The organism is Enterococcus raffinosus, assembly GCF_001886185.1.
Classification (GTDB): domain Bacteria; phylum Bacillota; class Bacilli; order Lactobacillales; family Enterococcaceae; genus Enterococcus_A; species Enterococcus_A raffinosus.
In genome coordinates, this window is the sequence record NZ_JXLA01000010.1 from 78,653 (window position 1) to 94,462 (window position 15,810).

Annotated in this window: 16 protein-coding genes; 15 read left to right on the forward strand and 1 reads right to left on the reverse strand. The window is 38.6% G+C overall.

What is annotated here, in order from left to right; all coding sequences use genetic code 11:
• Positions 1 to 95: 95 nt before the first annotated feature.
• Entirely contained in the window at positions 96 to 539 is a 444-nt protein-coding gene (locus tag RV13_RS07205; RefSeq protein WP_028020300.1) for a flavodoxin, read from the reverse strand.
• Between the two features lie 335 nt (positions 540 to 874).
• Here RV13_RS07205 and map point away from each other — a divergent pair, with 335 nt between their 5' ends.
• The 15 genes from map (at position 875) to RV13_RS07280 (ending at position 15,799) form a co-directional block, all read left to right on the forward strand.
• Positions 875 to 1,639 carry a type I methionyl aminopeptidase gene (map, locus tag RV13_RS07210; RefSeq protein ID WP_028020299.1) on the forward strand — a complete coding sequence of 255 codons (765 nt, stop codon included), beginning with the start codon at positions 875 to 877 and terminating at the stop codon, positions 1,637 to 1,639.
• Between the two features lie 15 nt (positions 1,640 to 1,654).
• Complete coding sequence (locus RV13_RS07215) at positions 1,655 to 2,578, forward strand: YihY/virulence factor BrkB family protein (protein WP_010745942.1); 924 nt, start codon at positions 1,655 to 1,657, stop codon at positions 2,576 to 2,578.
• Between the two features lie 87 nt (positions 2,579 to 2,665).
• Positions 2,666 to 3,784: a glycosyltransferase family 4 protein gene (locus RV13_RS07220; RefSeq protein WP_010745943.1), complete on the forward strand. Its 1,119-nt coding sequence runs from the start codon at positions 2,666 to 2,668 to the stop codon at positions 3,782 to 3,784.
• A 15-nt stretch (positions 3,785 to 3,799) separates the two neighbouring features.
• A complete protein-coding gene (locus tag RV13_RS07225; protein WP_028020298.1) occupies positions 3,800 to 4,594 on the forward strand; it encodes a glycosyltransferase family protein in 795 nt (264 codons plus the stop codon).
• A gap of 15 nt (positions 4,595 to 4,609) precedes the next feature.
• Positions 4,610 to 5,347: a glycosyltransferase family 2 protein gene (locus RV13_RS07230; RefSeq protein ID WP_028020297.1), complete on the forward strand. Its 738-nt coding sequence runs from the start codon at positions 4,610 to 4,612 to the stop codon at positions 5,345 to 5,347.
• Between the two features lie 68 nt (positions 5,348 to 5,415).
• Positions 5,416 to 6,285: a glucose-1-phosphate thymidylyltransferase RfbA gene (gene rfbA / locus RV13_RS07235; RefSeq protein WP_028020296.1), complete on the forward strand. Its 870-nt coding sequence runs from the start codon at positions 5,416 to 5,418 to the stop codon at positions 6,283 to 6,285.
• Between the two features lie 11 nt (positions 6,286 to 6,296).
• The gene (gene rfbC, locus RV13_RS07240; RefSeq protein ID WP_028020295.1) at positions 6,297 to 6,869 is read left to right on the forward strand and encodes a dTDP-4-dehydrorhamnose 3,5-epimerase; all 573 of its coding nucleotides are present in this window, start codon (positions 6,297 to 6,299) and stop codon (positions 6,867 to 6,869) included.
• Positions 6,870 to 6,972: 103 nt separating this feature from the next.
• Positions 6,973 to 8,001, forward strand: a complete 1,029-nt coding sequence (rfbB, locus tag RV13_RS07245) for a dTDP-glucose 4,6-dehydratase (protein WP_028020294.1) — start codon at positions 6,973 to 6,975, stop codon at positions 7,999 to 8,001.
• Between the two features lie 189 nt (positions 8,002 to 8,190).
• Positions 8,191 to 9,036, forward strand: coding sequence for a dTDP-4-dehydrorhamnose reductase (rfbD, locus tag RV13_RS07250; protein ID WP_028020293.1), 846 nt, complete (start codon positions 8,191 to 8,193; stop codon positions 9,034 to 9,036).
• A gap of 17 nt (positions 9,037 to 9,053) precedes the next feature.
• Positions 9,054 to 9,926 carry a glycosyltransferase gene (locus tag RV13_RS07255; RefSeq protein ID WP_028020292.1) on the forward strand — a complete coding sequence of 291 codons (873 nt, stop codon included), beginning with the start codon at positions 9,054 to 9,056 and terminating at the stop codon, positions 9,924 to 9,926.
• Positions 9,883 to 11,979 carry a DUF7657 domain-containing protein gene (locus RV13_RS07260; RefSeq protein WP_028020291.1) on the forward strand — a complete coding sequence of 699 codons (2,097 nt, stop codon included), beginning with the start codon at positions 9,883 to 9,885 and terminating at the stop codon, positions 11,977 to 11,979. The genes RV13_RS07255 and RV13_RS07260 overlap by 44 nt, the downstream gene beginning before the upstream one ends.
• 19 nt (positions 11,980 to 11,998) lie before the next feature.
• Positions 11,999 to 13,261 carry an EpaQ family protein gene (locus tag RV13_RS07265; RefSeq protein WP_028020290.1) on the forward strand — a complete coding sequence of 421 codons (1,263 nt, stop codon included), beginning with the start codon at positions 11,999 to 12,001 and terminating at the stop codon, positions 13,259 to 13,261.
• Between the two features lie 312 nt (positions 13,262 to 13,573).
• Complete coding sequence (locus tag RV13_RS07270) at positions 13,574 to 13,957, forward strand: hypothetical protein (RefSeq protein WP_028020289.1); 384 nt, start codon at positions 13,574 to 13,576, stop codon at positions 13,955 to 13,957.
• A 50-nt stretch (positions 13,958 to 14,007) separates the two neighbouring features.
• Positions 14,008 to 14,649, forward strand: coding sequence for a DUF2922 domain-containing protein (locus RV13_RS07275; protein ID WP_028020288.1), 642 nt, complete (start codon positions 14,008 to 14,010; stop codon positions 14,647 to 14,649).
• Between the two features lie 337 nt (positions 14,650 to 14,986).
• Complete coding sequence (locus RV13_RS07280; RefSeq protein WP_010745955.1) at positions 14,987 to 15,799, forward strand: ABC transporter permease; 813 nt, start codon at positions 14,987 to 14,989, stop codon at positions 15,797 to 15,799.
• The last annotated feature ends 11 nt before the right edge of the window (positions 15,800 to 15,810 follow it).

The following is a 15,810-nucleotide window of genomic DNA, read 5'->3' on the forward strand; positions in this document are numbered from 1 at the left end:
GTTAGTTCCATCTTAGCATTTCTTAGATTTTCATAAAAGAAAATGTGTTCAAAAAAAGATGCACCAGACATTACTGGCACATCTTGTTGGATTAATTAGGAAGCAGCTTCAACGATTTTTTTTGCAAAAGCTTCCAAGTTTTCAATGTCTTCCTCTTCAGCAGCCATCTCAACTTTTACGCTGTCCGCACCACGAGTTGCCCCGGTTTTTGCGAAGGCAGCATCAAAATCATCAACGGATTTGCAGTATTGATCATAGAAAGTATCCCCAGAGCCGCAAACACCAAAGATTTTTCCGCTTAGATCTAATTCTTGTAGTTCTTCATAAAAGTCTACGATTTCATCAGGCAGATCCCCTTCACCGTAGGTATATGTGGCAACGACACAAATATCCGCATCTTCAAAATCCTCTGCGTCGACTTGTGTGCATTCATCGATTTCAACGTCAAGATCTAGATTTTCGAAGGCTTCTGCGACGATGTCGGCGATTTCTTCGGTATTTCCAGTCATGCTGGCATATACGATTTTTGCTAATGTCAAAAAAATTTCCTCCTTATTTTGAATGTCGTAGCTCATACGACCTTTGCGTTCATGTATTCATCCTTTAAAAAAATTACTTAATGAACGGCAAAAAAGTCGAATGGACATCCTTAGCTTTAAGCTAAATTTATGGTCATTATATCAAAATAAAAATCAAAAGGAAATCACTCCTCTCTAACCATTTGTTCGCTTTATAGGGTTATGTTAAAATGGACAAGATGAAAAAGGATGTTCGTCCAGCTTTTCACAGACTATGCTTGATGAACGATAAAAAATATTTTCACCAAGAAAACTAGAGATAAAAAGTAAACGATAAGATATAAGGAGACGAGAACATGATTACATTGAAATCACCCCGCGAAATAGAAATGATGAACGAATCAGGCGAACTGCTGGCTGATGTCCATCGTCATCTACGGGATTTTATAAAACCTGGGATTACTAGTATGGATATTGAAAATTTTGTTAGAAACTTTATTGAAAGTCACGGTGGTGTAGCGGCACAAATTGGTTTTGAGGGGTATGAATATGCGACCTGCTGCAGCATCAATGATGAAATTTGTCATGGTTTTCCAAGAAAGAAACCATTGAAAAATGGGGATCTGATCAAAGTTGATATGTGCGTGGAATACAAAGGTGCGATGTCTGATTCTTGCTGGTCTTATGCTGTAGGGGAAGTCTCTCCTGAAATCAAACGATTAATGGAAGTGACTAAAAAAGCGATGTACTTGGGAATTGAACAAGCACAAGTTGGAAATCGTATCGGGGATATTGGTCATGCAATCCAGACCTACGCTGAAGGAGAAGGCTTCTCAGTGGTGCGCGACTTTGTAGGCCATGGCATTGGGCCAACCATTCACGAAGAACCAGCGATCCCTCATTATGGAGTTGCCGGAAAAGGCCTTCGTCTAAAAGAAGGCATGGTTATTACCATCGAGCCAATGATCAATACGGGTGTATGGCAAATGAAGATGGATCCTAATGGCTGGACGGCTTACACACGCGATGGCGGCTGGTGTGCGCAATATGAGCACACATTGGCTATTACAAAAGATGGACCACAAATTTTGACTTCACAAGGTGAAGAAGGAACATATTAGAACGACGAGGACTTTATGGGACCAATAGATAAAATTAAAAAAAATAAAAAACTAATGGATTTTATCCAATCGATCCAAAAACATGTAGCAGAAACAGAAATAGGCGACCGCTCTGTGGTAGTCGCCTATTATTTGTTGCTGTCCTTTTTTCCAATATTGATCATTGTGGGAAACTTGCTGCCATATTTTAATATTACACCAGAAACAGTCTTGCCTTATTTGAGCGAGGCGATTCCCCCAAATGTTTTTAGCTTTCTAAAGCCGGCGATTACGGGTCTGCTGGAGAACACTTCCGGCGGAATGCTGTCGATCTCAGTTTTAGCAGCATTGTGGTCCTCCAGTCGAGGAATCAATGCGCTTCAAACAGCTTTAAATCGTGCTTATGGTGTTGAAGACCGCGGAAACTTCGTGATCAGTCGAATTGTATCGGTAGGAATCGTCGGGGTTTTGATGATGGCAATCATCGCCGTCGCGCTGTTTTTCAGTGCTGGACAGGTCATTCTAGATGCGTTACAGCAATTATTACGTTTTTCTCCAGATATTATTGATACATTTCTAGCTTTACGCTGGCCAGTGACCTTGATTGGGCTGTTAGTTATTTTAGGCGGACTTTATATCGTTATTCCGAATGCTCATGTACGAGTCAAGTATGCACTTCCTGGAACTATTTTTGCGACAGTTGGTTGGATTGTTTTAGCACAAGGTTTCAGCATTTATGCGCAAACCTTCGCTCAGCGCGTTTCTGGTTATCAAATCATCGGAAGTTTCATTGTATTAATGTTCTGGCTGAATTTTGCCGCGACGATCATTATTTTGGGCGGCGTGTTAAATGTGGCGATTGAAGAATACCATACGGGTCAGGAAGTTACCGAAGGATCAAATCGGGTCAACAAATGGTTTAACAAATTAAAAGATCGTTTCATTAAAAAGAAAAAATAATCTCAAGATTTTTGAAAGATTCTAGGAGAACCTTGTAAAGAGCAAGGAATCTTATATAATATTTTTAGTAAAAAGGCAGGTGGCAATATGTTAGTATCATTCGGATTAATCATCAAGTATTTTTTAACTTTTTTGATTGCATTGATTTTGACCCCGATTTTTAAAATAATTTCGGTTCAGACAGGATTGGTTGATAATCCGAATGCGCGCCGAATGAATCAAGTGCCGATGCCTAGTGCTGGTGGATTACCGATTTTTATTACTTTTGCTATTTCATCATTGATTCTGTTTCGTGAGGCGATTCCATTTGATTATATAAGTAAGATTCTGTTAGGTGGGTTAATTATTATCATTACTGGATTGCTGGATGATAAGTTTGAATTGTCGCCTAAACAAAAAAGTGTTGGCATTTTACTGGCCGCGTTAGTCATTTATTACGTTGCAGAAATTCGTTTTGATTTCTTCACTGCACCGTTATTCGGGCGAATCAATTTAGACTGGCTAAGTTTACCAGCGACCATTTTTTGGATTTTCGGCATTACGAATGCGTTGAATTTGATTGATGGTTTAGATGGTTTGGCTTCAGGTGTATCTATTATAAGTTTGACAACGATTGGTGTGATCGGTTACTTTTTCCTTCATTCATCCACTGTCTATATTTCCTTAGCTATTTTTTGTTTAGTTGCTAGTATCATGGGCTTCTTTCCATATAATTTTCATCCTGCTAAGATTTATTTAGGGGATACTGGCGCGTTGTTTTTAGGCTTTATGATGTCTGTACTGACTTTGCAGGGATTGAAAAATGTAACATTCATCTCCTTGATTACGCCATTGGTCATTTTAGGTGTACCAGTAACGGATACGTTCTTTGCTATGGTTCGACGGAAAGCGAAAAATATGCCGATTTCTGTTGCAGATAAGCAGCACCTGCATCATCGGTTATTAAATCTAGGCTTTACTCATCGTGGTGCAGTTCTAACGATTTATGCTATTGCCGTGTTGTTCTCATTCTCCGCGTTACTGTTGAATTATACTAGTCGTGTAGGTACGATTGTTTTAATTGTTGCTATGACTTTTGCCTTAACCTTCTTGCTAGAGCTGATTGGATTAATTAGTGAAAAATACAGCTTTATTACGAAGAGTTTCCGCTTTTTCGGGAATAAAGAGTACCGCTCACAGGTACTGCAAAAATATTTGAAGAAATGAGTGTTGTCGTCCGTTATGAATAGGAATGATATTAATGTGACTGTCAGCATCGTGACCCACAACAGTGACAAAATTTTTCTAAGCTTGGATTCATTGATTGAGACCTTAGGGGAGGATCAAACAATCCAAATCAAGCTTTTTGATAATGCCTCAGAACCAGAGTATCGAGAAAGATTGAGGAAGTATCTGGCTTATCCGTTTATTACCATCAATTTTTATGAAGAGAATAAGGGCTTTGGTTTTGGACATAATGCTAATTTATTAGGCTCTTCTGGGTATGGCATTATTTTTAACCCAGATATTATTCTCTCTGAAAATCATCTAAGAGAGATGGCAATTCATTTGGCGGCACAACCAAAGTGCGGGCTTTTAGCACCAAAGATTTTAAACGAAGATGGCACGACCCAATATTTAATACGCAATCATTTAAACGTTTTTGATTATATGCTGCGTTTCATCCCGTTTAAACTTGTTAAAAGACTGTTTGCCAAACGGTTAGCCAAGTTTGAATGTCGTGATCTGCCAGATGATCGAGATAGTTTCGTTCGAATGATTTCCGGCAGTTTCATGGTAGTAGATCTAGTTAAGTTTAATGAAATCAATGGCTTTGATGAACGCTATTTCATGTATTTCGAAGATAATGATTTATGTCGAAAAATGGAACAAGCAGGATATCAAGCGGTATATAGCCCACAATTTTCCGTTGTTCATTTATATGAGCGCGGGGCAGTGAAAAGCCGCAAGCTATTTTTTATTTTTTTACAGTCCATGAGAAAATACTTTCAAAAGTGGGGCTGGCAATTCTTTTAATTTTGGAGGTAGGGAATGCAAAAGCAGTCCAAGATGCGAATCTCTGTGTGTATGGCAACATACAACGGTCGCCATTTTATTGAAGAACAATTGAACAGCATATTCCCGCAGCTTTCAGAACATGATGAGTTGATTATTTCCGACGACCATTCAACAGATGGTACGTGGGAATTTTTATTAGGGTTAAAAGCGAAGGATCCCCGAGTGAAGCTTTTTCGAAATGATGGGAAAGGATTAATCGCAAACTTTGCTAACGCCATCCAGCAAAGCAGCCATTCGATTATTTTTTTAAGCGATCAGGATGACGTTTGGCATGCAGATAAAGTGAAAAAAACATTGCCTTATTTCGAAAAACCTAAAACAACGGTCGTGATCTCTGACTTAGTTATCGTGGATAATGATCTTGAGGTTTTGGTTCCTTCCTATCAAGCGATGCGTCATACACATTCTGGTTTTTGGCATAACATCGTAAAAAGCAGCTATATTGGTGCAGGAATGGCTTTTCGGTCAGAATTGAAGGGAATTATCCTGCCTATCCCTGAGGATGTTCCCATGCATGACATGTGGATTGGACTCTTGGCGGATTATTATCACGGTGTGGTTTTTATTCCAGAGCAATTGGTTTATTATCGTCGCCATGGCTTGAATGCCTCAGAGATTAAAACAACTGCTTCTCGGATCCAACAATTCAAATGGCGTTGGAATGCCTTGCAATTAGTTAGAAAAAGAATAAAAGAAATTAAAAAAAAGTAGCAAAACGATTTTTCTAGTACCCAACATCAGGTATAATGTGTTCGTATGTAAAAAAAAGGAGCGTAAGTATGAAAGGAATCATTCTAGCAGGGGGTAGCGGTACTCGTTTATACCCTCTAACCAAAGCAACTTCGAAACAATTAATGCCAGTTTATGACAAACCAATGATCTACTATCCAATGTCTACATTGATGTTGGCGGGAATCAATGAAATTTTGATTATCTCAACACCACAGGACACACCACGGTTTGAAAATCTTTTTGGTGATGGCCATGAATTAGGAATCCATATCGAGTATGCAGTGCAAGAAAGTCCGGACGGCTTGGCTCAAGCGTTTATTATCGGGGAAGAATTTATTGGTGACGATAGTGTCTGCCTTGTGTTAGGCGATAATATTTATTACGGCGATGGCCTTTCACGCATGCTGCAGCGGGCAGCGAAGAAAACTGAAGGCGCAACTGTATTCGGCTATCATGTGATTGATCCAGAACGTTTTGGTGTGGTAGAATTCGATGATGATATGCAGGCTGTTTCTATTGAAGAAAAACCTGAAAAGCCAAAATCACATTATGCAGTAACGGGTTTATATTTCTACGACAATGATGTCGTTGAGATTGCGAAAAACATTCAACCATCCGAACGTGGTGAATTGGAAATCACAGATGTAAACAAAGAGTACTTGAAAAGTAATAAGTTATCAGTAGAGGTGATGAGCCGTGGTTTTGCATGGTTAGACACTGGAACGCATGAATCGCTATTAGAGGCTTCTACCTTTATTTCAACGATCGAAAAGCGTCAAAACCTAAAGGTAGCTTGTTTAGAAGAAATTTCATATCGAATGGGCTATATCACAAAAGAACAATTAGTCGAACTTGCTCAACCGTTGAAGAAAAATCAATATGGACAATATTTATTACGTTTAGCAGAAGAGGAATAGACATGGGAAAAATTAAAGTAACTGAAACAAATTTAACAGATGTTAAAATCATTGAACCGGCTGTGTTTGGTGATCATCGCGGTTTCTTCACTGAAAGTTATTCAGTTGAGGATTTCAAAGCCGCAGGTATTGATTTTGATTTCATTCAAGACAATCACTCACTATCGACACAACCAGGCGTCCTGCGTGGTTTGCATTTTCAAAAAGGCAAATCAGCGCAAACTAAACTGATTCGTGTAGTAACAGGAGCGGTACTTGATGTGATCGTGGATATTCGTAAAGAAAGTCCAACTTATGGGAAATGGGAGGGCTACATCCTTTCAGAGCACAACCATCGTCAATTACTGGTTCCTCGCGGGTTTGCTCATGGCTTTGTAACATTAACACCGAATGTTAACTTTATGTATAAATGTGATAATTACTATGATGCAGAAGCAGATGGCGGGATTTCATTCGCTGATCCAGATCTAGCCATTGATTGGCCAATTGACATTGAAAAAGCTATTACCTCAGAAAAAGATGCGAAACAACCAACCTTAAAGGAATTTGAGTCTGAAAATCCTTTTGTATATGGTGAAATTTAAGAACAGTCTTTATAGAAAAAGGGCAAGAAACGTGTTGAAAATCAAATCCATTTTCCAATAGTGGGAAATGAGTATTTTAATACCAAATAGGAGTAACGTACAGATGAAAAATATTATTGTTACTGGCGGAGCAGGATTTATCGGATCAAACTTCGTACATTATGTTGTAAATAATCATCCAGAAGTTCATGTAACAGTTTTAGATAAACTGACTTATGCAGGGAACAAAGAAAATTTGGCTGGTCTGCCAAAGGATCGGGTAGAATTAGTTGTCGGTGATATTGCCGATGCAGAACTAGTGGAACGTTTAGTACAAACTACAGATGCTGTTGTTCATTACGCGGCGGAATCACATAACGATAACTCATTAAAAGACCCATTTCCATTCGTTCAAACAAACATTATTGGTACTTATACATTGATTGAAGCATGTCGTAAAAACAATGTTCGTTACCACCATGTTTCAACAGATGAGGTGTATGGCGATCTTCCTTTAAGAGAAGATTTACCAGGTCATGGTGAAGGAGAGGGCGAGAAATTCACGGCTGAAACGCCTTATAATCCTTCAAGCCCATACTCATCGACGAAAGCAGGTTCTGATTTATTAGTCAAAGCATGGGTCCGTTCATTTGGGTTGCAGGCAACTATTTCAAATTGTTCCAACAACTATGGACCTTATCAACATATTGAAAAATTTATTCCACGTCAGATCACCAACGTTTTGAGCGGAATTCGGCCAAAACTTTATGGTGACGGAAAAAATGTACGTGACTGGATCCATACTAACGATCATTCCTCAGCAGTTTGGTTAATCTTGACTAAAGGAAAAATCGGAGAAACGTACTTGATCGGGGCCGATGGCGAAGAAGACAATAAGACCGTAATGGAGCTTATTTTAGAAGAAATGGGGCAACCAAAAGATGCCTATGATCATGTAAAGGATCGCGCAGGACACGATTTGCGTTATGCGATTGATTCTACGAAGCTGCGGGAGGGATTGGGCTGGAAGCCAGAGTTTACCAACTTCCGTTCAGGTCTGAAAGATACCATTAAGTGGTACACGGAAAATGAAGCTTGGTGGCGTGCTGAAAAAGAAGCTGTTGAAAGCAACTACGCGAAAAACGGCCAATAATACCAATTAAATGAGGCAGGTGCAACCTGCCTTTTTGTCAGTTATCTTTGCAAAGAAACGGTTTAGCAGTATGACAGTGAGGATAAGACTGATCTTTTTGTTTTTAGAAAAATCAATACCTAAAATAGAACAAGCTGTCAGTTCTGTTTTTAAGGAATCAATTAAATAATTTACAAGGAGTCGATAGAAATGATCTTACTTACAGGTGGACATGGACAATTAGGAACTGAGCTTCGTCATTTGTTAGACGAAAAGAAAATCGAGTACGTTTCAACAGACGCGGATCAATTGGACATTACTGATAAAGAAGCGACATATAGCTTTATTACTGAGATGAAGCCAGAAATCATCTATCATTGTGCGGCATACACTGCCGTTGATAAAGCGGAAGAAGAAGGCAAAGAGCTTGATGAAAAAATCAATGTGGAAGGTACGCGAAATGTTGCTGAAGCAGCCAAAGCTGCCGGCTCAACGCTGATCTATATTAGTACGGATTACGTTTTTGATGGAAAGAAAAAAGAGGGGATGTATCAAGTAGACGATGCAACCAATCCATTGAGTGAATATGGCCGGACTAAGCTTTTAGGAGAACAGGCTGTTCAAGAAATCATGGAGGATTACTATATCATTCGTACTTCCTGGGTATTTGGTATTTATGGCCACAACTTCATCTACACGATGCAAAATTTAGCTAAAACGCATGATCGATTAACTGTTGTAAATGATCAATTCGGACGTCCTACTTGGACTCGGACCTTAGCTGAATTTATGACTTTTGTAGTTGAAGAAAAGGCACCATATGGTGTGTATCATTTATCTAATGAAAACAGTTGTTCTTGGTATGAATTTGCCAAAGAAATCTTAAAAGATACAGGTGTAGAAGTAGCGCCTGTTACTTCTGAGGAGTATCCGCAGAAGGCAACACGTCCACAGTATTCTATTATGGATTTGAGCAAAGCGAAGGCATTAGGATTTGAGATTCCAACGTGGCAAGAAGCCCTAGCAAGCTTTTTAGAGTTGGAAGCAAAACAATAAAAAAGGTGGTGTGAAGTTTGTTCGAAATAGTGGTGGTGTTATACAATATGACGTTTTCTGAATCGTCAACGATCAATAGCTTGAACAAGCTTCTCACTTCTCATAGTTTTCCTGAAATAAAACAAGTGACAATTTTTGACAATAGTCCACAAGAAAATAAGCCTCAGGGATTAGAGAAACGTTTTCATTATTATCACAGTTCACAAAACGTCGGTCTGGCAAAGGCTTATAATCATATACTAAAACAGGGAGATCCAATTAGCGAATGGTTACTAACTTTGGATCAAGATACTATACTTACACAGGCCTATTTAGAAGAATTAGTCAAAGAGGCTTCTAAACAACCACCATCCGTGGTAGCTATAGCTCCAGTTATCAAAGACGGGGAACAGCAGATATCACCTGTCCGCAGCGATACCCTGCGGCCATTACATACTGAACTACCTAAAAAGGCTCATTTATATTCTCGAGATATCATGGTGATTAATTCTGCCACTGCACTTCGGAAATGCTTTTTAAAAGAAATTGACGGCTATAACGAAGAGTTTCCTTTAGATTATTTGGATCATTGGGTGAGCTGGCGGATTTTTATAGAAAAAAAGCAAATAAAAATTCTCTCGCAAACACTGCAACATCAACTATCTGTCTTAGATTATACAAATCATATGAATTTTTCTCGCTATCAGGCAATTATTCAGGCTGAAAAATGCTATTATTCTTTATATGCAACACAATTGTTTTCACGCTATCGCAGGCAATTATTGCTTCGTGGATGCAAACAGGTGTTAACAGGAAAATTCAATTATGGAAAAATGACATTTAAATTTTTATTCTCAGGAGGAAAAAATGGACACAAGGGCACAAAAGCGAACGAGGGAAATACCAGATGAAAGAACGAGAACCAATCCTTTTGTGTGGCTCGTGGATCAGATTATTCGTTTCCGCTATATAATTGGGCTTCTTTTTTTAATAGTAATTGTAGTATTGAATTTAAATGGAAGTTCAATCGGCTCTTGGGATAAGATTGTTTCAGAGCGTAGTGATGATAAGAAAACTGATGTGATATTTGGCGGAAATCGAGAAGTTCGTTCGGACGAGTGGATGGTTCAAACCCCTTTTTATTTTTCACAGGCTGAAAGTGATTACCCAGTTGTGAATAAACAGTATGGCAAAGAAGGGCAAAACATGATTATTGCCTACAATTCACCGGTAAAGGATTTAACGGTGATTGGCAAGCCTTTTAACTGGGGATTTTTCTTTTTAGGAAAGGAACGCGGACTGTCTTTTTATTGGGGCTTTAAGATCATTGCAATGCTTTTACTAAGCTTTGAAATGGTGATGATCTTAACGAAACGAAACAAATACTTGTCTTTTCTTGGAGCATTTTGGATCACTTTTTCGCCTTCGATTCAATGGTGGTTCATGCAGCACGTAGGCGATTTGATGTTTTTCACCTTGGCAATTATGGTGGCCAGCCACTACTATATTGCGAAGCATAGGAATGTATTGATGCGACTACTGATGATGAGCTTGATCGTTATTAATGGAATTGGATTTGTTTTAGTTCTATACCCAGCTCATCAGGTACCGTTGGCTTACCTCATTCTTTTTTGGTTGTTTGGCACGTTGATTCATTTTAGGAAAGAACTGGTGTTGGATGTATGGGACTTGCCGATTATTATTGGTGGACTCGGAATTATCGGATTTGTTCTTTTACATTTTTATAATACGTCAAAAGAGGCGATTGATGCGACGCTTAACACAATTTATCCGGGGCATCGAGAAGCTGAAGGTGGGGGACGTCCGCCTTCTGATTTCTTCTTGTTTTTAACGAACTGGAAGATTCCATTTGATAATTTTAATTTCCATGGAACAAATAATGGAGAAGTTGCTTCATATTTCAATTTTCTTCCGTTAACCGTTCTTTTATCCCCCTTTATTTTCTTCTGTAAACGAGGAAAAGAAGAAAAATATATGGGAGCAATATTAGGCTTATTCTGCTGCTTTATTTTCGGCTGGACGTATTTTGGGTATAGTCATGGGATTGCGAAGGCTTTAATGCTGACCTATGTTACCAGTACCCGTAGTTTAGTAACCTTAGGGTTTGGTGCGGTTCTCTTGTCCTTATGGATGATCAATTTTATCTGGGAATACACAAAAATTCCTTGGTGGATAAAACTGATTTTCCTAGGTTTAGTCATGATTTTAGCTACCCATTCCGTGACATCTTCTATTATGGGACTGTATTTCAATAACTTTGAAATTTTCATGACCCTAGTAGTGTTTGCGCTAATCATGTTTGCGCTATTGTTCAAACTAAAGAAGTTCTTTATACTAGCAATGACGATCTTAGTATCGGTCTCAGGAATTACAGTGAATCCAATCGTTCATGGAACAGGCGCGATTGATAAGAAGACACTAGCAGAAGAAATCGTCAAGATAAAAAAAGAAGATCCAGATGCATTGTGGCTTTCGGAGGATAATCTGTATAACTTTACTCCAGCCTTGGGAGTCAAGACGATCAACTCAGTTCGTTTCTATCCAGATATGAAGTTATGGCATAAGATTGATCCAAAGCATAAGAATGAAGAAATCTATAATCGCTATGCGCATGTTCGGGCTTTTATTGATAAAGGAAAAACAGATTTTCGTTTAGATCGTCCTGATAATTTTACAGTCACTCTTAATTTCACAGATGCTGAAAAGCTTGGAATCAAATACGTAATCAGCAAGCGTCCATTAGAGGACTACAATCCATTGAATTACGCACAGTTTGAACCAGTATATGGTCCTGATAAGGATAAATGGACGATTTATCGCTTGAGTTTTACTTCAGATGAAGCGCAGGCAGAAGCAGCAGCAAATGTAGACCCGATCGGTGGAACGGACAATTACCAAGAGATCCCTCAACCAGCGCCTGCTGAAGACGGGTACATCAACTAATTAAAGTTCGGAGGAAAAAATGGTAGAAATCAAAAAAGGTGCGTCAGATCTATTGAACCTCATTAGTGCCTGTATTCTGATTGGAATGACACTGTTATGCTTTTTCCTTTGGACGAAGGGCATAGGCACACAAGGAATGTTTAACATTTATGCCAGTATGAACCGTTACATGCCGATAGGAGCAACGGTTGTTTTAGTATTAAATTTTTATCGTATAAAGCTCGACGACCTCATTTGGATCGGAGTAGCGGTTCTTTCAGTCCTCTTTTTCCGTCAGTTTGATGGGTTGAGAGAAGCCGGCTTTTTACAGGACATTACGATCGCACTGATAATTTTTGTGGTGCTGGATTTCAAATTAGTTCGTTTTACAAAAGGATTGAGGATAGTCTTTGCTGGATTGACAGCAATGGTTTTACTAATTACCGCCTTTCGAATTTTTACAGAGATTCCTGAGCCGGCAGCCGGTATCAGCATTTGGGATAAAAGCAATAAGCTTCAGGAAATTTGGATTAATACCAATACAATCGGGAGCAGTGTCATGTGCTCTAGTTTCTTAACAGCGACGCTCTTACAATCGTTAGAATGGACGTGGGCCAAGCTGCTGAAATACCCTGTATACTTTGCCGCATTAGCTTGTACTTGGGTAGTTCAATCCCAAGCGGCCTTTATCGCAGTAGTCGTTTTCGTCTTTTTCGATTTGTGGCCCAACTTCTTAAAAGAAAAAACGAAATGGGCCTATGGAATTGGCTATAGTATTTTTTTGATCGGCATTTTTCCCTTGTCGTTGTTTCTAGCGAATTCCAGTAACATTGATTTGTTTACTGGGCGAGAAGATATTTGGAAGCATTTCTATGATACTTTATTTAAAGTTAAAGAGCAGTTTTGGGTAGGAATGCCGCCGTTTACTTTTCAGCGCGGGCAGCAAATCTTAGGCAATCACAATAGCTACAATGCCACGCTGGGGCAATTTGGTTTAGTCGGCCTAGTATTAATGAGTCTCTTCATCTTATACAATGTTTGGCTGATCCTTATTAAGGAGGAGACCCAGACAACACAATTAAGTTTTGTTATCGCCTTTTTTGCAGTACTTTTGCAATCAACGATGGAAGATACATTGATGGCTCCTTATTGGATTCCAATCACCTTCTGTTTGCTAGGTCTGGCTTGGCAAAAGAATCCGGTATATGAAGAACCACTTGATTATTCGGTGAATGTATTCGGTCCGAGGGAAGAGGAAGAGTTTGAAATAAGTTCAACCACTCGGAGAAGCCGCAGAGGATAGTTAAAAAATAGAGCGTTTCTATTGAATTTGTTTTGAAACAAGTTTAATAGAAACGCTCTTTTGCTATGAACCTAAAGGAAACGTGTTGTTAAATTAGGAAAATGCCATTTAAATCATTTAAAATGAGAATTTTGATTTTTATCATTATTTAATGAAACGAAAGCCGTTGGAAACAGTCCGTTTGTACAAGTTATTTCATTATCTTAATTCGAAATAAATAATAAGAGTTGAAAACCTCGTTAAAAAAGGCTTATTTTAGTTGTGTAGAGCTCTCAGGTGAAAGTAATTATTAAAAAGGAAAAGGAGGAGACCATGGAAGATTACGGATTAAATCGCCATCAGCTGTTCCAGCTAAAAAGAGGGACACTGGAAAAGCGAGTAAACAATTATTTCAAAGAAACCCATGACGGTAATGGAACGATTCAATTATTATTGGTACTGCAGGTAAGAGATGAACTGTGTGAAGGGGACTTCTCGCTGCTACTGAAGGATTTAGTGCAGTACATTTTCTTACACACGCGTTCATCGGCTACGATGCGACGTTTTTATCATTATTTTGCGGAATACTTCGATAAAAAAGAATGGCGTCTGTTATCTCTGAAATTATTTCCAGCAAAAAATTTTATTACTAAAAAAATAAAAGCGCTTTATTCACAGATTGTTAAGGAGCCATTGGCGAGATTAGTAGAATCATGACGATAGAAAAAAGTTAGAAAAACACGAAAAAATTAGAGAGGAAGAAAGCGATGTTCACATTAGATGCAGAATTTGAAAATAGCGATGGGAAATCCCAGCATTTACGAATCAAACACTTTAACCCTACGAAGACTGGGGAGGAAATAAAAGCGTCCTTAACGAAATTAACCAAGCTGAACCTGTTTGAAAAAAAGGGTGTCGGCTTATTTAAGAAGGTCAAACACGCGACCTTGATCGAAACCATTGAGACAGAGATTTTTAATAACAATACTGATACAAGAGTTACTCAATCATCTAATATAAATAATAAAACGGAAGAAGCCAAGCAAAATGTGACTGCTTCTGAAGAATCAGCAGTGGAATCTGGGGATGCTGGCACATCTCAAGACTTTGTTGTTTGGGAGGAAAGACCAGAGCCTGGTGTGCTGGTTCAAAAGATCGAACTGCCTGTGGAAGTGAATCCTTTAAAAATAACTCAAGAGCAGGTTTTTGCCTTAGTAGTTGCTTGCATGCCTAACGAGTATGAATTGGAAAGTATTCAATTCGATGAGAGTGAAAGGCCTGTAAAACTTATTTTGACAGAAAAGCTTAAAGAAAATCTGGCTGATCCTGCAGAGCTTCCAGCAGTTTCGTTAGATCCGCCTAAGAAAAAACGAAAGCGATTACTGGATCGCCTTCGAAAGCGAGAGTAGCGAAGTAATAATTTGAGATGACATGTTAAAAATCCAACGTTGGTGTATAGAAAATAATCAATAAAGTCAAAACTTAAGAGAAATTTTAGCTCGCTAATTTGGCGGGCTATTTGTCGTATCATGGATTCTCAAAAGCTTCTGACTAGGGACACGTCGAATGCTAAAACTTCCTGTGCAGATAGTGTTTGCTGAATAAGTAAAAATAAGCTTTCCAGAAGTAGTTGGATTTAACGAAGCTTTTCTTAATAATCTTGCTTTTACATATATCTTTCTGTAGAATAATAACGTTAATCAACTGTAGAAATAATAAATCAAGCGTTAGATGAGAGGAATAAAAATGTTCAAAGACTTACTGAGTTTTTTTAAAGAGATTTTTCAAAACCGCACCTTACTAAAACAATTTTCCGTTAATGATTTTAAGGCACGTTATGCTGGATCGGCTCTTGGGATCTTTTGGGCCTTCGCCAATCCGTTAGTTATGGTAGTGACTTACTGGTTTGTTTTCGGCGTCGGCTTTAAAGCAGCTATGACGGATGGGAAATATCCTTTTATTGTCTTCCTGTTAACCGGTTTGGTTCCATGGATGTACTTTTCGGAGGTCCTTGGGTCCGCGACGAATGTTTTTCGAGAATATAGCTATTTAGTAAAAAAAGTGGTATTTAATATTCGTATTTTACCATCTGTAAAACTCTTTTCTGCGTTGTATATGCATGTGTTTTTTATAATCATTGCTTTTATCGTAGGCGTATTTAATCATGTCACACCAGGATTGCACATTCTTCAGATGTTTTATTACCTTTTTGCTATGATGATGTTTTTAACGGGATTGACGTGGATCACTTCTTCGATCCAACCGTTCTTCCCAGATATTAATCAGTTTATTGGTGTGATCATGCAAGCCTTGATGTGGGGGACACCTGTCCTATGGAGCATCAATCAATTTGCGGCACATCCAACGATTCAATTTATTTTAAAATTCAATCCAATGTTCTATGTGGTCCAAGGATATCGGGACGCCTTCTTTGGCGAGCAATGGTTTTGGGAGAAGCCTTTGCTGACGATCTATTTCTGGGTCGTAACTTTGATTTTACTAGTGGTTGGAAGTATCGTGTTCAAACGCTTGAAACCACATTTTTCTGATGTTTTATAAGGAGATAAAGC

Excerpts from the sequence above, each read along its gene's own strand:
- map (WP_028020299.1), top strand. The coding sequence starts at position 875 with ATGATTACATTGAAATCACCCCGCGAAATAGAAATGATGAACGAATCA.
- RV13_RS07215 (WP_010745942.1), top strand. The coding sequence starts at position 1,655 with ATGGGACCAATAGATAAAATTAAAAAAAATAAAAAACTAATGGATTTT.
- RV13_RS07220 (WP_010745943.1), top strand. The coding sequence starts at position 2,666 with ATGTTAGTATCATTCGGATTAATCATCAAGTATTTTTTAACTTTTTTG.
- RV13_RS07225 (WP_028020298.1), top strand. The coding sequence starts at position 3,800 with ATGAATAGGAATGATATTAATGTGACTGTCAGCATCGTGACCCACAAC.
- RV13_RS07230 (WP_028020297.1), top strand. The coding sequence starts at position 4,610 with ATGCAAAAGCAGTCCAAGATGCGAATCTCTGTGTGTATGGCAACATAC.
- rfbA (WP_028020296.1), top strand. The coding sequence starts at position 5,416 with ATGAAAGGAATCATTCTAGCAGGGGGTAGCGGTACTCGTTTATACCCT.
- rfbB (WP_028020294.1), top strand. The coding sequence starts at position 6,973 with ATGAAAAATATTATTGTTACTGGCGGAGCAGGATTTATCGGATCAAAC.
- rfbD (WP_028020293.1), top strand. The coding sequence starts at position 8,191 with ATGATCTTACTTACAGGTGGACATGGACAATTAGGAACTGAGCTTCGT.
- RV13_RS07260 (WP_028020291.1), top strand. The coding sequence starts at position 9,883 with ATGGACACAAGGGCACAAAAGCGAACGAGGGAAATACCAGATGAAAGA.
- RV13_RS07265 (WP_028020290.1), top strand. The coding sequence starts at position 11,999 with ATGGTAGAAATCAAAAAAGGTGCGTCAGATCTATTGAACCTCATTAGT.
- RV13_RS07270 (WP_028020289.1), top strand. The coding sequence starts at position 13,574 with ATGGAAGATTACGGATTAAATCGCCATCAGCTGTTCCAGCTAAAAAGA.
- RV13_RS07275 (WP_028020288.1), top strand. The coding sequence starts at position 14,008 with ATGTTCACATTAGATGCAGAATTTGAAAATAGCGATGGGAAATCCCAG.
- RV13_RS07280 (WP_010745955.1), top strand. The coding sequence starts at position 14,987 with ATGTTCAAAGACTTACTGAGTTTTTTTAAAGAGATTTTTCAAAACCGC.